The sequence below is a fragment of the Kribbella sp. NPDC002412 genome, from assembly GCF_053592935.1.
In genome coordinates, this window is the sequence record NZ_JBSFBL010000048.1 from 44,419 (window position 1) to 65,609 (window position 21,191).

General features: G+C 70.2%; 28 protein-coding genes and 1 pseudogene. 8 read left to right on the forward strand and 21 right to left on the reverse strand.

The features are described 5' to 3' along the window. Positions 1-50 precede the first annotated feature (50 nt). Positions 51-791 (forward strand): MerR family transcriptional regulator, encoded by a 741-nt coding sequence (locus ACWCOV_RS31435; RefSeq protein WP_449832957.1) that lies wholly within the window; start codon positions 51-53, stop codon positions 789-791. 2 nt (positions 792-793) lie between these two features. Here the strand turns inward: ACWCOV_RS31435 and ACWCOV_RS31440 are convergent, their stop codons facing one another. The 5 genes from ACWCOV_RS31440 to ACWCOV_RS31460 form a co-directional block, all read right to left on the reverse strand. After that, entirely contained in the window at positions 794-1,279 is a 486-nt protein-coding gene (locus ACWCOV_RS31440) for a hypothetical protein (protein ID WP_449832958.1), read from the reverse strand. A 28-nt stretch (positions 1,280-1,307) separates the two neighbouring features. Next, positions 1,308-1,577 carry an acylphosphatase gene (locus ACWCOV_RS31445; RefSeq protein WP_449832959.1) on the reverse strand — a complete coding sequence of 90 codons (270 nt, stop codon included), beginning with the start codon at positions 1,575-1,577 and terminating at the stop codon, positions 1,308-1,310. Further along, positions 1,574-1,840, reverse strand: coding sequence for a DUF6510 family protein (locus tag ACWCOV_RS31450; protein ID WP_449832960.1), 267 nt, complete (start codon positions 1,838-1,840; stop codon positions 1,574-1,576). The genes ACWCOV_RS31445 and ACWCOV_RS31450 overlap by 4 nt, the downstream gene beginning before the upstream one ends. 78 nt (positions 1,841-1,918) lie before the next feature. Continuing rightward, positions 1,919-2,668 (reverse strand): ferredoxin reductase, encoded by a 750-nt coding sequence (locus tag ACWCOV_RS31455; protein WP_449832961.1) that lies wholly within the window; start codon positions 2,666-2,668, stop codon positions 1,919-1,921. Next, positions 2,638-3,234, reverse strand: a complete 597-nt coding sequence (locus ACWCOV_RS31460; RefSeq protein ID WP_449832962.1) for a sulfite oxidase-like oxidoreductase — start codon at positions 3,232-3,234, stop codon at positions 2,638-2,640. Before ACWCOV_RS31460 ends, ACWCOV_RS31455 begins: the two co-directional genes overlap by 31 nt. 156 nt (positions 3,235-3,390) lie before the next feature. On the opposite strand from ACWCOV_RS31460, the gene ACWCOV_RS31465 reads away from it, so the two are divergent. Next, positions 3,391-3,537: a hypothetical protein gene (locus tag ACWCOV_RS31465; protein ID WP_449832963.1), complete on the forward strand. Its 147-nt coding sequence runs from the start codon at positions 3,391-3,393 to the stop codon at positions 3,535-3,537. 279 nt (positions 3,538-3,816) lie between these two features. On the opposite strand, the gene ACWCOV_RS31470 is transcribed toward ACWCOV_RS31465, so the two are convergent. The 8 genes from ACWCOV_RS31470 to ACWCOV_RS31505 are packed head-to-tail and all read right to left on the reverse strand — an operon-like array spanning position 3,817 to position 10,479. Further along, complete coding sequence (locus ACWCOV_RS31470) at positions 3,817-4,959, reverse strand: acyl-CoA dehydrogenase family protein (protein ID WP_449832964.1); 1,143 nt, start codon at positions 4,957-4,959, stop codon at positions 3,817-3,819. Between the two features lie 12 nt (positions 4,960-4,971). Continuing rightward, positions 4,972-6,093, reverse strand: coding sequence for a CaiB/BaiF CoA transferase family protein (locus ACWCOV_RS31475; RefSeq protein WP_449832965.1), 1,122 nt, complete (start codon positions 6,091-6,093; stop codon positions 4,972-4,974). A 34-nt stretch (positions 6,094-6,127) separates the two neighbouring features. Beyond that, the gene (locus ACWCOV_RS31480; protein WP_449832966.1) at positions 6,128-6,514 is read right to left on the reverse strand and encodes a hypothetical protein; all 387 of its coding nucleotides are present in this window, start codon (positions 6,512-6,514) and stop codon (positions 6,128-6,130) included. A gap of 8 nt (positions 6,515-6,522) precedes the next feature. Next, positions 6,523-7,245, reverse strand: a complete 723-nt coding sequence (locus tag ACWCOV_RS31485) for an SDR family oxidoreductase (RefSeq protein WP_449832967.1) — start codon at positions 7,243-7,245, stop codon at positions 6,523-6,525. 16 nt (positions 7,246-7,261) lie between these two features. Further along, on the reverse strand, positions 7,262-8,167 hold the full coding sequence (locus ACWCOV_RS31490; protein ID WP_449832968.1) for an RNA polymerase sigma-70 factor: 906 nt from the start codon (positions 8,165-8,167) through the stop codon (positions 7,262-7,264). Positions 8,168-8,198: 31 nt separating this feature from the next. Then, positions 8,199-8,756 carry a DinB family protein gene (locus ACWCOV_RS31495; RefSeq protein WP_449832969.1) on the reverse strand — a complete coding sequence of 186 codons (558 nt, stop codon included), beginning with the start codon at positions 8,754-8,756 and terminating at the stop codon, positions 8,199-8,201. Between the two features lie 23 nt (positions 8,757-8,779). Continuing rightward, on the reverse strand, positions 8,780-10,240 hold the full coding sequence (locus tag ACWCOV_RS31500; protein WP_449832970.1) for a cobyric acid synthase: 1,461 nt from the start codon (positions 10,238-10,240) through the stop codon (positions 8,780-8,782). Positions 10,241-10,245: 5 nt separating this feature from the next. Beyond that, positions 10,246-10,479 carry a helix-turn-helix domain-containing protein gene (locus ACWCOV_RS31505; protein ID WP_449832971.1) on the reverse strand — a complete coding sequence of 78 codons (234 nt, stop codon included), beginning with the start codon at positions 10,477-10,479 and terminating at the stop codon, positions 10,246-10,248. Positions 10,480-10,658: 179 nt separating this feature from the next. Between ACWCOV_RS31505 and ACWCOV_RS31510 the strand changes: the two genes are divergently transcribed. Next, positions 10,659-10,955: an alpha/beta hydrolase fold domain-containing protein gene (locus ACWCOV_RS31510; RefSeq protein WP_449832983.1), complete on the forward strand. Its 297-nt coding sequence runs from the start codon at positions 10,659-10,661 to the stop codon at positions 10,953-10,955. Positions 10,956-11,020: 65 nt separating this feature from the next. On the opposite strand, the gene ACWCOV_RS31515 is transcribed toward ACWCOV_RS31510, so the two are convergent. Both ACWCOV_RS31515 and ACWCOV_RS31520 read right to left on the reverse strand, forming a co-directional pair. Further along, the gene (locus ACWCOV_RS31515) at positions 11,021-11,551 is read right to left on the reverse strand and encodes a YbaK/EbsC family protein (protein ID WP_449832972.1); all 531 of its coding nucleotides are present in this window, start codon (positions 11,549-11,551) and stop codon (positions 11,021-11,023) included. Beyond that, positions 11,548-11,847 (reverse strand): GNAT family N-acetyltransferase, encoded by a 300-nt coding sequence (locus ACWCOV_RS31520; RefSeq protein WP_449832973.1) that lies wholly within the window; start codon positions 11,845-11,847, stop codon positions 11,548-11,550. The genes ACWCOV_RS31515 and ACWCOV_RS31520 overlap by 4 nt, the downstream gene beginning before the upstream one ends. A gap of 168 nt (positions 11,848-12,015) precedes the next feature. On the opposite strand from ACWCOV_RS31520, the gene ACWCOV_RS31525 reads away from it, so the two are divergent. Beyond that, positions 12,016-12,840 (forward strand): helix-turn-helix domain-containing protein, encoded by an 825-nt coding sequence (locus ACWCOV_RS31525; RefSeq protein WP_449832984.1) that lies wholly within the window; start codon positions 12,016-12,018, stop codon positions 12,838-12,840. Between the two features lie 2 nt (positions 12,841-12,842). On the opposite strand, the gene ACWCOV_RS31530 is transcribed toward ACWCOV_RS31525, so the two are convergent. Both ACWCOV_RS31530 and ACWCOV_RS31535 read right to left on the reverse strand, forming a co-directional pair. Next, positions 12,843-13,274, reverse strand: coding sequence for an organic hydroperoxide resistance protein (locus ACWCOV_RS31530; RefSeq protein ID WP_449832974.1), 432 nt, complete (start codon positions 13,272-13,274; stop codon positions 12,843-12,845). 18 nt (positions 13,275-13,292) lie between these two features. Next, positions 13,293-14,246 (reverse strand): quinone oxidoreductase family protein, encoded by a 954-nt coding sequence (locus tag ACWCOV_RS31535; RefSeq protein ID WP_449832975.1) that lies wholly within the window; start codon positions 14,244-14,246, stop codon positions 13,293-13,295. A 50-nt stretch (positions 14,247-14,296) separates the two neighbouring features. Here ACWCOV_RS31535 and ACWCOV_RS31540 point away from each other — a divergent pair, with 50 nt between their 5' ends. After that, on the forward strand, positions 14,297-14,947 hold the full coding sequence (locus ACWCOV_RS31540; protein ID WP_449832976.1) for a TetR/AcrR family transcriptional regulator: 651 nt from the start codon (positions 14,297-14,299) through the stop codon (positions 14,945-14,947). Here the strand turns inward: ACWCOV_RS31540 and ACWCOV_RS31545 are convergent. From ACWCOV_RS31545 to ACWCOV_RS31560, 4 genes are all read right to left on the reverse strand, one after another. Further along, the gene (locus tag ACWCOV_RS31545) at positions 14,931-15,677 is read right to left on the reverse strand and encodes a sulfite exporter TauE/SafE family protein (protein ID WP_449832977.1); all 747 of its coding nucleotides are present in this window, start codon (positions 15,675-15,677) and stop codon (positions 14,931-14,933) included. The two genes, ACWCOV_RS31540 and ACWCOV_RS31545, sit on opposite strands and share 17 nt — an antisense overlap. A 140-nt stretch (positions 15,678-15,817) precedes the next feature. Continuing rightward, the gene (locus tag ACWCOV_RS31550) at positions 15,818-16,978 is read right to left on the reverse strand and encodes an SPFH domain-containing protein (protein ID WP_449832978.1); all 1,161 of its coding nucleotides are present in this window, start codon (positions 16,976-16,978) and stop codon (positions 15,818-15,820) included. A gap of 183 nt (positions 16,979-17,161) precedes the next feature. Next, entirely contained in the window at positions 17,162-17,689 is a 528-nt protein-coding gene (locus ACWCOV_RS31555) for an NfeD family protein (RefSeq protein WP_449832979.1), read from the reverse strand. Between the two features lie 280 nt (positions 17,690-17,969). Beyond that, a complete protein-coding gene (locus ACWCOV_RS31560; RefSeq protein ID WP_449832980.1) occupies positions 17,970-18,752 on the reverse strand; it encodes an ABC transporter ATP-binding protein in 783 nt (260 codons plus the stop codon). An 87-nt stretch (positions 18,753-18,839) separates the two neighbouring features. On the opposite strand from ACWCOV_RS31560, the gene ACWCOV_RS31565 reads away from it, so the two are divergent. From ACWCOV_RS31565 to ACWCOV_RS31575, 3 genes and pseudogenes are all read left to right on the forward strand, one after another. Then, positions 18,840-19,574, forward strand: coding sequence for a hypothetical protein (locus ACWCOV_RS31565; RefSeq protein WP_449832981.1), 735 nt, complete (start codon positions 18,840-18,842; stop codon positions 19,572-19,574). Between the two features lie 53 nt (positions 19,575-19,627). Beyond that, positions 19,628-20,845, forward strand: a complete 1,218-nt coding sequence (gene serB, locus ACWCOV_RS31570) for a phosphoserine phosphatase SerB (RefSeq protein ID WP_449832982.1) — start codon at positions 19,628-19,630, stop codon at positions 20,843-20,845. 35 nt (positions 20,846-20,880) lie between these two features. After that, a pseudogene (locus ACWCOV_RS31575) lies at positions 20,881-21,191 on the forward strand (hypothetical protein); the annotation flags it as partial.

Consider the following 21,191-nt stretch of genomic DNA (forward strand, 5'->3'; position numbering starts at 1 on the left):
GACAGTTATGGTGTCACGATGGTCAAGTAGGGGTCGTTATGATCTCCGCCATGTCGGAAGTCGCGGGGGACGAAGCGACCTTGACCGTCGACGAGTTGTCGACGCGGGTCGGAATGACGGTACGGACGTTGCGGTTCTACGCCGGGCGCGGGCTGATCCCGCCGCCGATCCGGCGTGGGCGGGTCGGGTACTACGGGCCGGAGCACATCGCGCGGCTCGACCTGGTGCGCGAACTGCAGGCGCACGGGTTCACGCTGTCGGCGATCGAGGGCTACCTGGAGCGGATCCCGGCCGACGCGACGCCGCAGGACATCGCGCTGCACCGGACGCTGCTGACCCCGTGGATGCGCGACCTCCCGGAGACCCTCGACCGGGCGACCTTGGTACGGCGGACCGGCCGTGACCTCACCGACGATGACATCGAGATGCTGGTCGCGCTCGGCGTGGTGGAGCCGACGCCGGACGAGGACGTGTTCCAGGTCGCGACCGCGCACCTGAGTCTCGGGGTCGAGCTCCTCGACCTGGACCTACCGGTAGAGGCGGTGCTTGCGGCGGGCCGGATCTTCACCGAGCACGGCCGCGCGATCGCCGAGGAGCTGACCGAGGTCTTCCGCACCAAGGTCTGGCCGCACTACCGCGACTCCGGCGGGCCGCCGGAGCACATCCAGCAACTGGTCGAACGGTTCAAGCCGGTGACCATCCAGGGCCTTGTCCTCGCCTACGAACGAGCCGTAGGCGAGACGCAACGCGACACCATCCGGCGGACCGGCACCAAGCCACCTCGGCGCTGAACTCAGGCGCGGCCGTGGGTGGTGCGGGACCGGCGAGCCAGGGAGTCGACGCCCACTGCCAGAAGCAGGACGACGCCGGTGACGAAGAAGCGGCAGGACGATGCCGTACCTCGACCGCCGAAGAGTGACGTGCCGCCGATGACGGCTGCGGCGATCGCGTAGACCGCCTTGCCCCACTTCGTGGACGTCAGGCAGTAGTGCAGCACCAGCGCAAGTGCGCACCAGCAGGAACCGAGTCGACCGAGCGGACAGATTCGCGGTACGGCGCTTCCGCGCATGCAGGAACCCGACCGCGAAGAGCAGGCCCGCGGCGAGCAGCACGAACGCGTACGACAACCACGCCGGGACGAACCGAAGCTGCGCGAACTCGACCAGCCCGGCAGCCCGCTGATCGACCCGACGGACAGGTCGATCTGGCCGACCAGCAGCACGCACACGATGCCGAGGGCAATGATCCCGACCGGCACGCACTCCATCAGCAGGTTCACCAGGCCGGGTCAGGTGACCCGGGGTCTCTCAGAAGGTGATGTCGAAGCCGGTTCGGCCGCTGGGCGGCTCCTCGACCACGTCGACGTGGTCGACGGCGGCGTACGGCGGTCCGTGGCCGGCCCAGTCGACCATCCGCCGGACGGCGTCCTCGGGACCCTCGAACAGCGCCTCGACGGTGCCGTCGGGCCGGTTGCGGACCCATCCGGCGACTCCCGCCGACCGGGCCTCCCGGCGGCAGGAGTCCCGGAAGAACACGCCCTGGACGCGTCCGTGGACGACGACCCGACGGCAGATCACTCGTTCGGCACCTTGAGGTACGTGAGTCCGCGAAGATCCAGGTAGGTGTCGGTCGGGGTGGTCACGACGCGCAGCAGCACGCCGTCACAGCCGGTGCAGCGGGCGACGAGTCCGGGCGCGTCGACGTACAGGCGGGTGTCGGCGAACACGCCGGTCTGGCCGCAGCCTGCGCAGCGGGCGATCGCGGCGGTGATGTCGACGGCGAAGAGCTGGCTCATGGCGCCCGCAGCCGCGTTGCCGTCGAGATGGGTGGCTTCACTCATCGTCGTCCCTCGCTTCGCTGCGGGCGCCGACGAGGCACGAGCGGACTGTGCTGATGGTGAACTCGCTTCGCTCGCTCACTACGAGCCTCCTGTCGGTCCGAAACGTTCGGTTCGCACGCGGGCCGGGTCGTGGCCGGCCGCGACCAGCAGGTCCGCGGCCGTCTCCACGAACGGCGTCGGCCCGCAGACGTAGGTTGTCGGGTTCTCGGCCGGCGTGAACGCGAGCCGTTCGATCACCTGGGCGTCGATCCGCCCGACCCGCGGCTCACCCTCCGGCGCCTCCCGCGTGTAGACGAGGCTGACGTGGACGTTGTCCGCCGCGGCGTGCCGCTTCAGGTCGTCCACGTAGATCACCGAGGTGGGACGCCGTACCGAGTAGATCAGGCGCACGGGCGCCGTACTGCCTGCATCCGCGTGGGCGCGCAGGATCGCCATCAGCGGGACGATCCCGGATCCCCCGCCGATCAGCTGCACCGGCCCTTCCTGCTCCGGCTTCCAGACGAACCAGCCACCGACCGGTCCACGGATCTCCAGCGGGTCACCCGCCTTCACCACGTCGACCAGGTACGGCGAGACCTCGCCGTCGGGCACCACCTCGACGGTCAGCTCGATCGTGCCACCGGCCCACGCGGACCCGATCGAGTAGGACCGGGAGGCCCGGTACCCGTCCGGTGCGGTCAGCCGGACGTCGAGGTGCTGCCCGGCCAGGTGCCCAGGCCAGTCCGGTACGTCGAGCACGAGCGTGCGAGCCGTCTCGGTCTCCCGCCGTACCTCGGCGACCGTGGCCACCTGCCAGCTCAGTCGCCGGCGTATCGCTGTTCTTTCCATGGATCTCCGTACTCGTGGTAGCCGGCGGTCTCCCAGAAGCCGAGATCCTCGGTGTCGGACAGGACCAGCCCGCGGACCCACTTGGCGCTCTTCCAGAAGTACAGGTGCGGCACGAGCAGCCGAGCCGGTCCGCCGTGCTCGGCGGCCAGCGGCTCACCGTCGTACTCGTAGGCGATCCAGGCCTGGCCGTCCAGCAGGTCCTCCAGCGGCAGGTTGGTGGTGTAGCCGCCGTAGCTGTGCGCGAGCGCGAAGTCGGCCCCGGTCTCGACGTCGGCCAGCAGGGTGTCGAGCGAGACGCCCTTCCAGGCCGTCTCGAGCTTCGACCACCTGGTCACGCAGTGGATGTCCTTCGTGATCTCCTCGGCCGGCATCCCGAGCAGCCCGGCCCAGTCCCACCGGTACGTCTCCCCCGACTCGGTGGTGACCGTGAACTCCCAGTGCTCGGTCAGGATGTGCGGCGTCGGCCCGGCCGACAGCACCGGAAAGTCCTCGGTCAGGTACTGCCCCGGCGGAACCTCGGATCCACCCCGCCGCCGCCCGGCGAACCCCGGTGAAACGATCCCCATGACGACCTCCCCTCTTCACCTAGAGGGCAGTCAATCACGCCCACGCCGGATTCGCGCCCATCCACGGCCGGAGGTGCATAGACTGCTAGCTCTCGTCGCCGCCCAGGACCCTGGCGGCTTCGCGTGCTGCGGGCTGCATCAGGGAGGCGAGCACAGATGAGCGAATGGTTCGCCCTCCGCCCGCTGCACGAGCCCGCGACGCGGAAGCGCGAGGCCGTGCGCCGCCCACCACCGGACCCCGAACCGGACCCGGAATCGAAGCCGGCCCCGGAATCGGCCGAGGACACCCCCGAAGACGAGTAAGGAACCGCCCGCTGGGTCCCAGGCCTGATCAGGCGCGGCCACATTCAGCCTGATGTTTACGGAGTGCGACAGATCTGGCGCTTGGTCGGTCCGGGGGTTACTCTGAGCGAGCCTGTGCAGGCCGGCCCAGACCTCGGCGGCCGACGGTGCCGCACGCCGGAGGGGTCGCGCGGTTCTGGGAGATCGAAGTGCGGACGCCCGCCGCACGACAGATGGCATCAGGCGCAGAATCCCGCCGCCCTGCGCCAGCCCCGGGCACCGCGGCGGGCCTGCTGCGTCTCAGATCCCCATCGTGCGGCCGATGATTTCTTTCATGATTTCGGTGGTGCCGCCATAGATGGTTTGGATGCGGGTGTCGAGGTAGGCCTTGGCGATCGGGTACTCGGTCATGAAGCCGTAGCCGCCGTAAAGCTGCAGGCAGCGGTCGGCGACCTTCTTCTGGAGCTCGGTGGTCCACCACTTGGCCATCGCGGCCTCGGCGACGGTCAAGGTGCCGGCGGTCAGCTCCTGGATGCAGCGGTCGACGAAGACGCGGGCGATCTGGGTCTCGGTGGCCAGCTCGGCGAGCACGAAGCGGCTGTTCTGGAACGAGCCGATCGGCCGGCCGAAGGCCTTCCGCTCCTTCACGTACTCGAGCGTCCGCGCGAGCAGGTTCTCGCACGCCGCGGCCGCGACGACCGCGATCGCGAGCCGCTCCTGAGGAAGCTTCTCCATCAGGTAGACGAAGCCCTTGCCCTCCTCGCCGAGCAGGTTCGCGACCGGGACCCGGACATTGTCGAAGAACAGCTCCGCGGTGTCCTGCGCCTTGAGCCCGATCTTGTCCAGGTTGCGGCCGCGGTCGAACCCGGGCATCCCACGCTCGACGACCAGCAGCGAGATGCCCTGCGCACCCGCCGCCGGGTCGGTCTTCGCCACCACGATGACGAGGTCGGCGAGGATGCCGTTGGAGATGAACGTCTTCTGCCCGTTCAGCACGTAGTGGTCGCCGTCGCGACGGGCCGTGGTCTGGATGCCTTGCAGGTCGCTGCCGGCGCCGGGCTCGGTCATCGCGATCGCGGTGATCGTCTCGCCGGAACAGAACCCGGGCAGCCAGCGTGCCTTCTGCTCGTCGTTGGCGTAGTCCAGCAGGTACGCCGAGTTGATGTCGGTGTGGATCGCGAACCCGACCCCGCTCGCCCGGGCCCTGGTCAGCTCCTCGATCACCACGGCGTTGAAGCGGAAGTCGCGGGCGCCGCCCCCGCCGTACTCCTCCGGCATCATGAAGCCCAGCAGCCCCGCGTGGCCGGCCGCGGTCCAGAGCTCGCGCGGGACGATGCCGGCCTCTTCCCAGGAGTCGTGGTGCGGCACGATCTCCTTGTCGCAGAAGGCCCGGGCGGTCTCCCGGAAGGCGTCGTGATCGGCGTCGAACAGCTGACGTTCCACGGGCGGTTCCTCTCAGTCCTGGACGGCGGCGCCGGAGTCCAGCAGGTCGTCGATGTCGGTGACACCCCAGTCGGCCAGGGCCTCACGGGTGTGGTGGCCGGCCCGCGCGGGCGGTCGCCCGAGGCTGGTCGGCGTACGGGAGAAGCGGGGCGCCGGAGCGGCCTGGCGGACGCCGTCCCGCTCCACAAAGGTGCCTCGGGCAACGAGGTGGGGGTGCTCGCCGGCCAGCGGGAGGACCGGCGCGACGCAGGCGTCCGAGCCGTCGAAGACCGCCGTCCACTCGGCCTGGGTGCGCTGGAGGAAGGTCTCGGTCAGCGCCTTGCGGAGCTCGGGCCAGTTCGCCGGGTCGTTGCGGTCCGGTACGGCGATGCCGAGCTTGGCGATCAGCTCGTCGTAGAACGGCTGCTCGATCGCTCCCACGGCCAGGTGCTTGCCGTCCGAGGTCTCGTACACGTCGTAGAACGGCGCACCGGTGTCGAGGAGGTTCGTGCCGCGTTCCTGCCGCCAACTCCCGGCGGCCAGGGCGCCGAGCATCATCGTGGTCAGGTGCGCGGAACCGTCGACGATCGACGCGTCCACAACCTGACCACGGCCGCTCTGCTGCGCCTCGTGCAGCGCGGCGAGCACGCCGACGACCAGGTACAGCGAGCCGCCGGCGAAGTCGCCGAGCACGTTGGACGGCACCTGCGGCGGGCCGCCCGCGCGACCGATCAGGTGCAGCGCACCTGACAGCGCGATGTAGTCGATGTCGTGGCCGGCGGTCTGCGCGAGCGGCCCATCCTGACCCCAGCCGGTCATCCGTCCGTAGACGAGCTTCGGGTTGATCGCGAGCAGGTCGTCGGGCCCGAGCCCGAGCCGCTCGGCGACCCCGGGCCGGAACCCTTCGACGAGTACGTCGGCCTGCGCGACGAGGCGCCGTACGACGTCGATCGCCGCCGGGTTCTTCAGGTCCAGGGCCACGCTGCGGCGACCGCGGTTGACCAGGTCGAGCTCGGGCGGGCCGAAGGACAGACCGCCGCCGGGGCGGTCGATCCGCAGCACGTCGGCGCCGAGCTCGGCCAGCATCATGCAGGCGAACGGCCCGGGACCGATCCCGGCCAGCTCGACGACCTTGACCCCGTGGAGTGGACCCATGCCGCCTATTGTGACAGTCCTACTGTCACAGTCGTCAAGCCATCCTGCGTGTGCCGGTCAGGGCGCTGATCAGGGCGGTCAACGGCAGCAGCACGCTCAGCGTGATGATGGCGACCAGGACGGCCGACCACCCCGGCGAATCGCCCTCGAGATGCCCGAGGTGGAAGACGAGGTGCGTCACGGAGAACGCCAGGTAGGCCAGCAGTGCGACCCGGGTCAGCAGCCAGTCGAAGCTGACGGCGGCCGCGGTGAGCACGATGGCAAGCCCGAGCTTCGCGCCCCCGAGGTCGCGGAACAGGTGCTCGCTGTACGGCGGCGTCCAGTCGACCGTCGGCATCTCGTAGAAGCTGGCCGGCAGAAACGTCATCCACACGCCCAGCACGAGTTCGAACGCGGCGAACACCACCAGGACCGACCGCACGTAGAGGTTCACTCCTTGCCGCCGAGGTAGTCGTCGAAGGTGATCGTGCCGTACGGCGGGCCGGCAACGTTGGCGTGGCCGTCCACGAAGGCCCGGAACATCTTGCCCGGGGCGCGAACCGGCACTACCGGCCGCCGAGATCCCCGCGCCGCCTTCCAGGCCCGGGCGAGCTCCGGCACCGGCCGGGTCTCCGGCCCACCGATGTCGGCCGCCCGGCCGATCACCGGCCGGCCGACGAGCTCGGTCAGCCGGGTGGCGACGTCGGAGACGGCGATCGGCTGCAGCGCGGCGGCCGGCGCGAAGATGGCCGGCATCTTCAGGCTGAAGACCCGGTCGAGCAGGTTGTGGAACTGGGTCGCCCGCAGGATCGTGTACGACGCCCTGGACTCGACCAGCCGCTCGGCCTCGAGCTTGTGCCGGTAGTAGGCCAGCGGGATCCGGTCGATGCCGGCGATCGACATGTACAGCACGTGCGTCGACGCCGGAGCGGCGTCCAGCAGGTTGCGGGTCTGCTGGATGTCCTTCTTTCCCTGCGCGGTGGCGAGGTGGACGATCATGTCGACGCCGTCGGCGGCCGCGCGGATGCCGTTGCCGGTGGTCAGGTCGCCGGTGACCAGGCCTGGCCCGGTCCGGCGACTGAGCACCCGGACCGTGTGACCGGCCGCGCGAAGGTGTTCGACGGTGGGCCGGCCGAGGGAGCCGGTGCCGCCGGTGACGAGGAGGGTTGTCATGGAGGTGTCCTTTCGGTCACCAATGAAGATCCGACAGCCCACCGATTCGTGACAGTTGCGCGGCCGCGAACGTGAGTTTGTCCGGATTCATCACGAACCGGAGGTCGGTCACCCCGCCGGCGCCGAAGTCGACGAAGCAGACCGCCTCGACGCCGCGGGGGCTGACGGCAAGGAACGTCGGCTGCCCGTTCGCCTCGCCGAACCGGACCTCGAGCCCCTCGCCGAACTTCTCCAGGGCGCCGACCAGGTAGCGCGCGACCCGCTCCCGGCCGATCAGCGCGTTCCGCGCCGCGAAGACCTTGCCGCCGCCGTCGGCCCGCGACACCACGTCCTCGGCGAGCAGCGCCTCCAGCTCGGCCAGCTCTCCCTGCTGGGCGGCCGCGATGAACCGTTCGACCAGCCGGCGCCACTCGGCCCGGTCGACCCGGCGCTCGCGCCGCGGCTCGGCAGCCACCCGCTTGGACGCTCGGGACACCAGTTGCCGGGCGTTGGCCTCGGACGTGCCGATCAGTTCGGCGACCTCGCGATAGCTGTAGGCGAAGGCTTCGCGCAGCACGTACGCCGCCCGCTCGGCCGGAGTGAGCCGTTCGAGCACGACCAGCAGCGCCATCGACACCGACTCGCGCTCGGCGACCACGTCCAGCGGGCCGAGCTCCTCGAACTGTCCTCCGGTGAGCACCGGTTCGGGCAACCACTCCCCCACGTACGTCTCACGCCGTACCCGGGCCGAGGTGAGCTGCTTGATCGACAGGTTGGTGACGATCTTCGCCAGGTAGGCGTCGGGGTCCTTCACCGCGTCCTGGTCGACGCCCTGCCAGCGCAGCCAGGCCTCCTGGACGATCTCCTCGGCGTCGGCCGCCGTACCCATCATCCGGTAGGCGATCCCGAACAGCCGTCCGCGCAGGCGCTCGAAGTCATCCACGCTGCCTAGTGTTCCGCACCGGGTTCGAGCGTCAGCGGAAGGTCTCGGCCGCGCGCTGGATCTTGGTGTAGAAGTCGGTCCAGGCAGCTTCGTCCATCATGTCGGCGTCGGCGCCGCCCTGGCCGTCGATCAACTCGCGGACGATGTCGGCATGGCCGGCGTGGTGGGCGGTCTCGTCGACGACGCGGACCAGCAGGGCGCCGAACGTCGTACTACGCTTCCCCTCGGCCCAGTGTGGGACCTCCGCCGGGGCGTCGAGCGGGAGGTCGGCGATGCTGCGGTCGCTGTGCGCACAGGCGGTCCGGTAGAGGTCGGTGAGGTACTCCGTGCTCTCGGACGGGAGCGCCCACATGTCGGCGCCCTCCCAGACCGAGCCGTCCTCCTCCCACGGCAGCGGCTTCTCCGGCGGGCGGCCGACACTCGTGCCGAGGTAGACGTACTCGATCCCGGTGAGGTGCTTGACCAGGCCGAGGAGGTTCGTCCCGGACGGCACCAGCGGGCGGCGGCGGTCGTACTCGCTCAAACCGTCGAGCTTCGCGAGCATCAGCGCACGGGTGGCCTGGAGGTACTTCTGCAGCTCAGCCTTCATGACAGAGCACGCTAACCGAGGCCTCAGACAGTTTCCGGCGCACCCGGCGGGACGAAGGGTACGGCGCTCGGTCCGTGCTCGATCAGCTTCATCAGCGCAGCCGTGTCGACGTGCGAGTCGATGGCGTCGGCCAATCGGTCGAGCCGGGCCTCGCGCAGCCCGGCGAAGGAGACGGTCCCGTCCGGCGCCGGCTTGCCGGTCAGCCCGGCGACCTCGGTCAGGAACGCGTGCCGGGCCGCATCGTCGTCGAGCAGCCCGTGCCAGATCGTCCCCCACGTGTTCCCGACCCGGCACCCGCCCGGAAAACCGTCGGCGTCCCCCGCGACGGTCACCACGCCGTGGTGGATCTCGTACGCCGTCGCCGCCGGCCGCGCCAGCACCTTCTCGGCCGCGAACACAGTTGCCACGGGCAACAGCCCCAGACCGGTGTGCTCCCCGCCGCCCTCGACACCGTGCGGATCCGAGATGGCACCACCCAGCAGCTGGTACCCACCACAGATCCCGAGCACCGGTCGCCCGGCCGCGACCCGAGCCGCCACCGCGTCCGCCAGCCCGTGCTCACGCAGCCACTGCAGGTCTGCCACGGTCGCCCGCGACCCCGGCAGCACGACCAGATCGGCGTCCCGGACCTCGGCCGGGCTGGTCGTGAAGAACACGCTGTTCGTCGGCTCGACCGCGAGCGCGTCCAGGTCGGTGAAGTTGCTGATCCGCGGGAACCGGACCACCGCGATCGTGAGCAGGTCGGCCGGTGCGCTCCGCCGTACCGGGATGTCGAGGGCGTCCTCCGAGTCCAGCCACAGCTCGGGCAGCCAAGGCAGGACGCCGTACGTCGGCCGGCCGGTCGCGGTCGTGAGCATGTCGATCCCCGGCTGCAGCAGCGACACGTCACCGCGGAACTTGTTCACCAGGAACCCGCTGAGCAGCGCCTGATCAGCGGCGTCCAGCAAGGCGACGGTCCCGAACATCGACGCGAACACTCCCCCGCGGTCGATGTCGCCGACCACGACGACCGGAGCCTTGATGTGCTGCGCGAGTCCCATGTTCACGTAGTCGGACTGCCGCAGGTTGATCTCCGTCGGGCTGCCGGCGCCCTCGCTGATCACCACGTCGTACCTGGACGCCAAATCGTCGTACGCCGCGAACGCCGCCTTGGCCAGCTCGGCCCGCTCGGTGAGGAAGCCACGCGCGCTCAGCTCGCCCCACGGCTCCCCCATCAGGACGACGTGACTGCGGCGATCGCTGCCCGGCTTGAGCAGCACCGGGTTCATCGCGGCCTCCGGCTCGGCACCGGCGGCGACGGCCTGGATCCACTGCGCCCGGCCGATCTCGGCGCCGTCCGCACAGACCATCGAGTTGTTCGACATGTTCTGTGCCTTGTACGGCGCCACCCGGACACCCTGACGCGCCAGCCACCGGCACAGCCCGGTCACCACGGTCGTCTTGCCCGCGTCGGACGTCGTACCGGCAATAAGCAGCGAACCCACCCGGCCTACCTTAGTGCGCGCATCACCAGGGCCAGGTAGAGGCGGAAGCGCCCGTTGGGATTGCCGAGCTCGAAGCCCAGCAGGCTCTCTGCGTGCTCGAGGCGGTAGGCCACCGTGCTGTGGTGGCGGTAGACCAGCGCGGCCGCCTTCCGGACCGAGTCGGTGAAGCAGTACGCACGGAGGATCGCCAGCAGATCGTCTCCGCCCGGCTCGGCCGCGATCCGATCCAGAGCGGCCACGTCCGGCGACGCTGCGATGTCCTCGGCACGCAGTCGCTCGGCCAGGACCAGCAGACCGCCCAGCTCGTCGGTCGTGACGACCGGCTCCTCGGGTGAAGTGAGCCGCAGCGCAGTGCAGGCGTCTCGCCACGACTCTGCCGCACGAATCGCAGGCAGCGCCGGCCCGATGCCGGTCCGTACTGAGCTGGAAGTACTACCTGTCCGGCGACCCCGAGAAGCTTGGCCTGCAGTACGCCGCTCCGGCGCGGGCCGAGGACCTCACCGGCCTGCCGCCCGCGTTCGTGTCGACCTGCGAGTTCGACCCGCTCCGCGACGAGGGCCTGATCTACGCGCAACGGCTGCTCGCGGCCGGTGTCAGCACGGAGCTCCACCACTACCCGGGCACCTTCCACGGCTCGTCGCTGGTCCGCGGCGCGGCCGTCACCCAGCGGATGGAGGCCGACAAGCTGGCCGCCCTCCGCCGGGCGCTCGGCTGAGGCCTACCCCGGTAGCTGCCCTGTTCGGCCCTCGGAGCGGGTACCCCAGGAGTGACTGCAAACGCTCAGTCAGCAGGCGCGGCGAGTTGCAGCACTTCGGCGGTGGCGAGCTTGGCCAGGTCGGCGCCTTCGACGAGCAGCTTGGACGCGCGGACGCCGCTGCCGATCACGACCGGTCCGGCGTTCGCGACCGCCTCGTCGACCAGGACCGGCCAGTCCGCGGGCAGTCCGATCGGCGTGATGCCGCCGTACTCCATCCTGGTCGAGGTGACCGCGTCGTCCTGGGCGGCGAACGAGATCTTCCGGACCCCGAGGTGCTTGCGGATCACGCCGTTCACGTCCGCCCGGTGGGTGGCGAGCACCATCACCGCGGCGTACGTCGACTCACCGGCCCGCTTGCCGTGCACGATCACGCAGTTCGCCGACGCGGCCATCGGTACGTCGTACTCCGCGCAGAAGGCGGCCGTGTCCGCCAGGCCGGGATCGATCGCGGCGGCGTACCCCGGGATCGCGCCGAGCGCGTCGCGGACCGGCTCGGCCAGCAGCTCCGGCACCTCGGCGGCAGGCCGCCAGTCGAGCTTGCCGAGCACGGTCATGAGGACTTCCGCTTCGTCAGGTCCTCGTACTCGGGGTGCTCGGCGAGGAACTCCTGGTAGAACGGGCAGGCCGGCTTCACCCGCAGCCCCGCGTCCCGGGCGTCCTCCAGCGACTTCGTGGCGATCCGGCCGGCCACGCCGCGACCGCGGAACTCGGGAATCGTCTCGGCATGCAAGAAGGTGATGACCTCGGGGTACATCTTGTAGTCGACGAAGCCCATCAGGTTGCCCTCGGAGTCGACCGCCTCGTACCGGCTGCGCTCCTTGGCGTCCACCACGCTGATCTCGTTCTCCATGCCCGCCACTGTAGGAGGTGCGCCAAGCAAGTCTGTGGACGGGTTACTGCCTGTTGCCGTGGACAGGCGGTAGCATCGCGGGCTGAAATGGGTGCGTGGACGGGTGCTGGGTTGGGTGACCAAGTGACGGTGGCGGGTGGCGAGGGTGGACCGACCGCTCTCCGGATCATGCTGGGCGGACAGCTGCGGCGGATGCGGGAGCAGGCCGGGATCAGCCGCGCCGACGCGGGCTGGCAGATCCGCGCCTCCGAGTCCAAGGTCAGCCGGATGGAGCTCGGCCGGGTCGGGTTCAAGGAGCGCGACGTCAGCGACCTGCTCGAGCTCTACGGCATGCAGGACGAGGACGAACGCTTCCGGCTGATGGAGCTGGCCCGGGCCGCCAACAACCCGGGCTGGTGGTCCCGGTACGGCGACGTGATGCCGAGCTGGTTCACCAACTACGTCGGCCTGGAGGTCGCGGCGACGCTGATCCGGACCTACGAGGTGATGTTCGTCCCGGGCCTGCTGCAGACCGAGGAGTACGCGCGGGCCGTGGTCCAGATGGGCAAGGCGTACCTGCCGGCCGAGGAGATCGAGCAGCGGGTCGCGCTGCGGGTGGCCCGGCAGCAGATCCTCAACCGGGTCAACCCGGCCCGGCTCTGGGTGGTCGTCGACGAGTCCGTGCTGCGCCGCCCGGTCGGCGGCGAGGACATCATGCGGGCCCAGATCGAGCACCTGATGACGTGGGCGCAGCAGCCGAACATCACCCTGCAGATCATGCCGTTCAGCAGCCTCGGCTACCCGGGCGCCGGTGGCGCCTTCAGCATCCTGCGGTTCCCCGAGGGCGACCTGCCGGACATCGTCTACATCGAGCACGCGGCCAGCGCCCTGTACCTGGACAAGCTCGAAGAGGTCGACGAGTACGTCGCGATCATGGAAGCCCTCACCATCGCGGCCGCACCGGTCTCCCAGACCGAGAGCCTCCTCAAAGAGGCTCTGGCCCGGATGGACTGACCTCAGGCGACCTCGAGGTCGACCTTGATGTTGCCGCGGGTGGCGTTGGAGTACGGGCAGACCTCGTGCGCCTTCGCGACCAGTGCCTCGGCGGCGGCGCGGTCGACACCCGGCAGGCTGACCTCGAGCACGACCTCCAGGCCGTAGCCGGCGCCGCCGTTGATCGGGCCGATGCCGACCGCCGCGGTGACGGTCGAGCCGTCGGCGTCCTGGCGGGCCTTCCGGGCCACCAGCTTGAGCGCGCTGTGGAAGCAGGCGGCGTAGCCGGCCGCGAACAGCTGCTCCGGGTTGGTGCCCTTGCCGTTGCCGCCCATCTCGACCGGCGGCGCGACGACGACGTCCAGCTTGCCGTCGTTGGTCGCGACCTTGCCGTCCCGGCCGCCCTGCGCGGTGGCCTTGGCGGTGTACAGAACCTTCTCTACTGCGATCGTCATATCTCTGTCTCCTGGGGGTCAGCGGGTGGGGTCGAGGACGAGCTTGCCGACGGTGCGGCGGGCTCGTAGGTCTTCGTGGGCGGTGGCGGCGTCGGACAGCCCGTACTCGCCGCCGACGATCGGGCGGAGCTTGCCGCTCGCGGTCAGGTCGAACAACTCGGCCAACGGGTCGCCGAGCAGCACCGGCTCCTTGAAGCAGTCGGCCAGCCAGAAGCCGGCGATGGTCTTCGAGCCCTTCATCAACCGGCTGGCGTCGATCGGCTGCGCGGCCTGCCGGGACGCGGCGCCGAAGGTGACCAGGCGGCCGAACCGCGCGAGCGCCGCGAAGGACTCGTCGAACGTCGGTCCGCCGACCATCTCCAGCACGATGTCGACCGGCTTGCCGCCGTTCGCCTCGAGGATGCGGTCCTTCAGCCCTTCCGGCTCACCGTCGATCGCGGCGTCCGCGCTGAGCTCGAGCACCTGCTTGCGCTTCTCCTCGCTGGACGCGGTCGCGATCACCCGGCCGGCGCCCCACAGCTTCGCGAGCTGTACGGCGAGGGACCCGACGCCACCGGCTCCGGCGTGCACCAGCACGGACTCCCCCGGCCGCAGATGCGTGGAGGTCTTCAGCAGGTGCCAAGCCGTAGTGCCCTGCAAAACAAGGGCGAGCGCCTGACCGTCGGTCACACCCTCGGGTACATCCCAGGCGTACGGCGCGTGCGCGACAGCCTTCTCCGCATAGCCACCGGAACCGACCAGCGCGACCACCCGGCGACCGTCGCCGGTCGTGCCGACCACCTCGCCACCCGGGATCAGCGGGAGCACGGTCTTGGACAGGTACGAGTTCTCGACCTGGTGGGTGTCGGCGTAGTTGATGCCGGCCCGGTCGACCGTGATCAGAACCTGCCCGTCGCCGGCGACCGGCTCCGCCACGTCGCTGACCTTGAGGACCTCGGGTCCGCCGAACTCGGTGATCTCTATCGCTCGCATACACCGTACTATACACTGTACGTTATGGCTGTCGAAGGGAGGTGCGTCACATGGCGAGGACACCGCGGAACACGCTGAGCTCCGAGCTGATCGTCCGGACTGCCCTGGAGTTGATGGAGTCGAAGGGCACCGACGGCTTCAGCCTGCGCGGGGTCGCCGCGGAGCTCGGGGTCGGGCCGATGGCGCTCTACACGTACTTCCGCAACAAGGACGACCTGTACGACGCTGTCCGCGACCACCTGATGGGGCTGCTGCCCGCCGTACCGGAGGAGGTGGAGTGGCCGGAGCAGGTGCGGTTCGTGTGCCGGAGCCTGCGGCTGCTGATGTTGCAGCATCCTTGCCTGGCGCAACTACTGTCCGGCCGGCCGCTGAGCGGGCACGAGACGGCCCGGGTGGCCGAAGGGTTGCTCGGCGTGCTGCGGCGGGCCGGGTTCGATCCGGAGACGGCGGCGCGGACGCACACCACGTTGTTCACCTACGTGCTCGGGGCAACGTCCTGGGAGATCCAGATGGCCGCCGAGCGCCGCGACCCCGAGGCCTGGCGGCGGTTGCGGATGACGATGCAGTCACTGTCCGCCCGGGATTTCCCGTCCGTGGTCGAGCTCGCCCCCGAGCTGGCCCGGACGACGGGCGGCGACGAACAGTTCGACTACGGACTGGATCTGTTGCTGGCCGGCTTGCGGGTCAGAACACCATCGTGACGATGGCGACGATGCCGATGCAGACGATCAGGGCGCGCAGCGCGATCGGTGGGAGCCTGCGGCCGTAGCGGGCGCCGAGGAAACCGCCGATGGTGGAGCCGACCGCGATCAGGGCTGCGGCCAGCCAGTCGACGTCGGCGACGATGATGAACAGGACGGCGGCGACCGAGTTCACGAACGTCGCCAGCACGTTCTTCAAGCCGTTCATCCGTTGCAGGTTCGAGTCCAGGCCCAGGCCGAGGATGGCCATCAGCAGGACGCCCTGCGCGGCGCCGAAGTACCCGCCGTACACACCGGTCGCGAACACCGCGGGAATCACCCACCAGGCGCCCCGGTGATGGTGCGACGGCACGCTGATCCACCGCGACAGCCACGGCTGAAAGGCGACCAGCACACAGCCGAGCAGGATCAGCACCGGTACGACGGCGTGGAAGGCAGAGTCGGGCAAGGTCAGCAGCAGCACCGCGCCGAGGATGCCGCCGGTCAGGGAGGCCGGGATCAGCCGGATCATCCGGCCGCGCTGGCCCTCGAGCTCACGCCGGTAGCCGATCGCGCCGGCCGCCGTACCGGGAGCGAGGCCGACGCTGTTGCTCACGTTCGCCAGCACCGGCGGGATGCCGACGGCAAGCAACGCGGGGAAGGTCAGCAGCGTGCCCGACCCCACCACGGCGTTGATCGTGCCCGCGCCCATCCCCGCCACCAGGACGAACAGCGCCTCGAACCATGTCATCGCTGCCAGACTCTACGCACCTGACAGGCTCCCTCGCTCATCGGTCCATCCGTTGAGCCGGCAACCATTCGATCGTTCCAGCTGCCCGGACAGCACGAAGCCCTCCCGGATGACCCGGGAGGGCTTTGGCTGCTCCTGTTTCAGCGCTCCAGCGGCGGCTCGGCCGGCGGCGGAGCCGGGGGCTCCGGAGTCTGGCCGACCGACGGCGGGGCCTGCTGGGTGCGGGTGCTGACGGCCGCCTTCTGCGCCGCGGCGATGGCTTCCGCGACGGCGTGGTCGGCTTCGGCGACCGCGGCGTCCGGCGTGCTGACCAAGTCGGCGCCGGTGTCGATCGCCGGGACCTCACCGTTGGCCAGCTCCGGCGCCTCCCAGGACCCTTCGGCCTTCTGCGGGATACCGGCCACCTGGCCGACCGCGCTGCCGAGACCCTTGAGCGCGTCGCCGATCTCGCTCGGCACGATCCACAGCTTGTTCGCGTCGCCCTGAGCGATCGACGGGAGCATCTGCAGGTACTGGTAGGCGAGCAGACCCTGGTCCGGCTTGCCGGCGTGGATCGCGTTGAACACCGTGGTGATGGCCTGCGCCTCACCCTGGGCCTTCAGGATCCGGGCCTCCCGCTCGGCCTGCGCCCGCAGGATCCGGGACTCCTTGTCACCTTGGGCGGTGAGGATCGCGGACTGCTTCTGGCCCTCGGCCGACAGGACGGCGGACTGCCGCATACCCTCGGCGGTCAGGATCGCGGCGCGCTTGTCGCGGTCGGCGCGCATCTGCTTCTCCATCGAGTCCTGGATCGACGGCGGCGGGTCGATCGAGCGGAGCTCGACCCGGTTCACCCGGATGCCCCACTTGCCGGTCGCCTCGTCCAGGACATACCGGAGCTTCTCGTTGATCTCCTCGCGGGACGTCAGCGTCTGCTCCAGGTCCATGCCACCGATGATGTTGCGCAGCGTCGTCATGGTCAGCTGCTCGATTGCCTGGATGTAGTTGGAGATCTCGTACGTCGCCCGGACCGGGTCGTTCACCTGGAAGTAGATGACGGAGTCGATCGACACCATCAGGTTGTCCTCGGTGATGACGCCCTGGGGCGGGAACGCGACGACCTGCTCGCGCATGTCGATGGTGTACCGGACCTTGTCGACGAACGGCGTCAACAGGTTCAGGCCGGGCTGCAGCCCGGTCTTGAACTTGCCGAACCGCTCGACGATCCCGACGGTCTGCTGCTGCACCACCCGGACGGACTTGATCAGTGTGACGATCACCAGCAAGGCGACCACTGCCAGCACTACGAGGAACGCGGTCACTTGACCCTCCACTCGAACAGAACCCTCAGGACGGACAGTCTTTCCTATCGACGGTCCACTCGGCGTGCCGGTTCCCGGCGCGCCGGATGCCTGTTCGCGCAGGTATCTCTGTCGTCCCCTGCAGTCGACAGTACTGCGGTCACCCGGTCACTCAACCGGGTCGCTCGACCGCGGTGGCGCGGCTCAGCTCTGCGGCGGATCGGTGGGCTTCGGATCCGGGTGCGTGGGCTGCGGATTCGGGAGCTGGTGCAGCGAGTCCCCGACGGGGTAGACCACGGCGGTGGCGCCGTCGATCGACATGATCTCGACCCGGGTCCCGGGGGCGATCGTGGACACCTCGTCGAACGGACGGGCCGTCCACAGGTCGCCGCCGATCCGGATCGAGCCACCACCGTCGGGGTGGATCTCCTTGACCACGGTGCCGGTGCGGCCGATGACGTGCGCCGAGCCGGTCTTCAGCTCGCCGCCGTGATGGAACTTGCGGGCCAGCAGCGGACGGATGGCGGCCAGCATCGCCGCGGCCGTGATCAACCCGACGATGATCTGCAGCCAGAGCAGTCCCGGGAAGACGGCTGCCACCCCGGCGGCGGTCAGCGCGCCGGCCGCCAGCATCAGCAAGGTGAAGTCGAGGGATGCCAGTTCGGCCAGACCGAGGACGGCGGCCGCTGTCAGCCACGCCGCCCAGATGTTGTCCCGCAGCCAATCCATCATCTGCCAAGCCTATCCAGGTTCAGGTCTCCAAGCAGGTCTTCCACCGGTCGGACGCACCCCGCCCTCCCACGGTGCCGCCTCCCACACGACCATTTGGCCGCCTCCCACACGACCAATTGAGCGGATAACCCCGGCCGCTGACCGTTCTCCCCCGTCATACGAGCAGAGAACCCAAGACTTCAGCGGATATCCCCTGAAATGCGCGCCGGGCGTGGCGCAGGCAGGGCGAAGGCCAGGAGAAGTGAGGCCGGGAGCGGTGCGGCGGCAGGGGTGGGCGGGGTCAGAGGGCGCGGGCGGTGTAGCGGCCTTCTTCCTGCTTCAGGGAGAGGGCCAGGTCGAAGGTCTCGCTGAGGGTCTCGGAGGTGAGCGCCTCGTCCATCCGGCCGGCCGCGACGATCCGGCCCTGCTTGAGCAGCAGGGCGTGGGTGAAACCGGGCGGGATCTCCTCGACGTGGTGGGTGACCAGCACCATCGCCGGCGCGCCGGCCGCGGTCGCGATCGAGCTGAGCGACCGGACCAGCTGCTCGCGACCGGTGAGGTCGAGACCGGCCGCGGGCTCGTCCATCAGCATCAGCTCGGGGTCCGTCATCAGCGCGCGAGCGATCTGGACCCGCTTGCGCTCACCCTCCGACAGCGTCCCGAAGGTCCGGTCGCCGAGGTGGCCGATGCCGAGCTCGGTCAGCAACTCCTTGGCCCGCTGGTGGTCCAGCTCGTCGTATTCCTCCCGCCAGCGGCCGAGGACGGCGTACGACGCGGAGACCACGACGTCCGACACCCGCTCGCCGCGCGGCAGCCGGTCGGCCAATGCGGCACTGGTGAGTCCGACCCGCGGCCGGAGCTCGAAGACGTCGACCGCGCCGAGCACCTCGCCGAGGACGCCGGCGACGCCCGCGGTCGGGTGGATCTGGGCCGCGAGGATCTGCAGCAGCGTCGTCTTGCCGGCGCCGTTCGGGCCGATCACCACCCACCGGTCGGCCTCGTCGACGGTCCAGTCGATCCCGTCGAGCAGCCGCGCCTCACCACGAACGATCGACACACCGGCCAGCTCCACCACTGCAGTCATGCCCAAAACCTACGGGGTCGCTCCCCCGCGCTCGCTCCCGGCCCGCTGATGTCGTCCGGCGGACGGGGTGGTGCAAGACTGGCGGGCGTGTTGACGACCTCCGCCTCGGTTCGGTTCACCGTGTGGACGAACGCGATGTTGACCGGCGCCTGCGACCCCGACACCGCCGCCCAGAAGATCCTCGGCGACGACGTCGGGCACCATGTCGCGGGCCTGGCCGCGCATCCCGCGCCCGCAACGTTGCCGGTGGCGCTGAACCTGCTGCGCGCTGCCGGGGCCACCCAGGCACACCTCGCGTTGCCGGTTCCCGGCGATCCGATCGGGCTGGCCGGACCGCCCGCCTTCAACGAGGCCGCGCTGGAGTCGGGTGAGGCCGTCGTACTGACCGGCCCCGAGATCGGGCTGGTTCCGGCGTACGTCGGTCCGGCCGTGCAGTGGACCGTGATGGCGGCGACGAGTCCGCCGGCGGCCGACGTCGGCGAGGCCGATCGCGGGTTGCGGATGGCGTTGATCGACGCGGCCGAGTCGCTGGCCGCGCTGGACGTGGCGCGCTGGAAGCCGGAGATCGCGGACGCGCTGATCGACATCCGCAAGATCGGGAGCGGTCGCAACGACGACCTCGCGCCGGGGTACCAGCCGCGGGCCGTGAAGACCGCCGCGACCGCGCGCCGCTGCCTGGCCATCGCCGACGCGGCGCTCGAGGACGACGGCGCGGCGGTCACCGGCGCCGAGGCCGATGCCCGCCGCCGTGCGCTGACGGACCTCGCGGCGGCTGCGCGCCGCGCTTTGGTCGCGGCCTGCGCGCCGCCCGTTCACGACTGAGATGTGGACCGGACGGCCGCCGTACAGCTGAGGTGGGTAGCGTTCGTGGTGCCATGACAGGACAGGCTGAGCTCCAGACGCCACCGCCCGACCGCCCGACCTTGCTGGTCACTCTGACCGGCACGGACCGCCCGGGCCTGACCTCCGCTGTGCTCTCGACGCTCGCCACCCGCGGGGTCGAGGTGATCGACGCCGAGCAGGTCGTGCTGCGCGGTCGCCTGGTGCTCGGGGTGCTGGTGTCGGCACCGCGCGACCACAAGAGCCTCAAGGACGAACTCAAGGCGCTCGAGCCGATCCTCGACGTCGACATCTCGGTGAAGAAGGGTGTCGGCGACAACGAGCCGCGGCGCGAGGGCCGCAGCCAGGTGACCGTGATCGGGCATCCGCTGACCGCGGCCGGGCTGGCCGCGGTGGCCGGCCGGATCGCCGACACCGGCGCGAACATCGACCGGATCAGCCGGATGGCGCGCTACCCGGTGACCGCGATGGAGATCGCCGTCTCCGGCGCCGATCCGGACGCGCTGCGCACCGTGCTCGCGCTGGAAGGCGTCCGGCAGAAGCTGGACGTCGCCGTCCAGGCCGGCGGGCTGTACCGGCGGGCCAAGCGGCTGATCGTGATGGACGTCGACTCGACGCTGATCCAGGGCGAGGTCATCGAGATGCTCGCCGGGCACGCCGGCCGGCTGGAGGAGGTCGCCGCGGTCACCGAGCGGGCGATGCGCGGTGAGCTGGAGTTCGCCGAGTCCCTGCACCACCGGGTCGCGGCGCTGGAAGGCCTGCCGGCGTCCGCCCTCGACGAGGTGTACGAGGCGATCCAGCTGGCTCCCGGGGCGCGGACATTGGTTCGCACGCTGAAGCGGCTCGGGTACCAGTTCGCGATCGTCAGCGGCGGGTTCAGCCAGATCACCGACAAGCTGGCCGCCGACCTCGGCATCGACTACGCGGCGGCGAACCAGCTGGAGATCGTCGACGGCACGCTGACCGGCCGGGTGATCGGCGACGTCGTCGACCGGGCCGGAAAGGCGGTCGCGCTGCGCCGGTTCGCCGAGAAGTCCGGCACACCGCTGTCCCAGACGGTCGCGATCGGTGACGGGGCCAACGACCTCGACATGCTCGCGGCGGCCGGGCTCGGGGTCGCCTTCAACGCCAAGCCGGTCGTCCGCGAGGCGGCCGACACCCACGTGAGCGTGCCCTACCTGGACACGATCCTGTACCTGCTGGGCATCAGCCGCGAGGAAGTGGAAGCCGCGGACGCGGATCACCCGGCCTGAGCGGAATTCCGGCGCGGGTGCGCGATGATCGAAGCATGTTCCCACCGGGGTTCACGAGCCGATCGGCGACGATCGAGGACGCCGAGGCGATCTACCGGCTGATCGCGGCCGGTGAGATCCAGTGGCACGGCCGCGCCGAGGTGGTCCCGGACGCGGTCGCCGCCGATCTCCAGCGACCGGAGCTCGACGTCGAGCGCGACACCCTCGTCGTCCACGCCGCCGACGGCGAGCTGGCCGGATGGGCCTGGCTGCATCTGGGCAAACGCGGTCAGGTCGACGTGCATCCGTCGTACCGGCACGCCGAGACCTGGCGGAAGACGGTCCAGCCGGCGTTGACCGAGCAGGG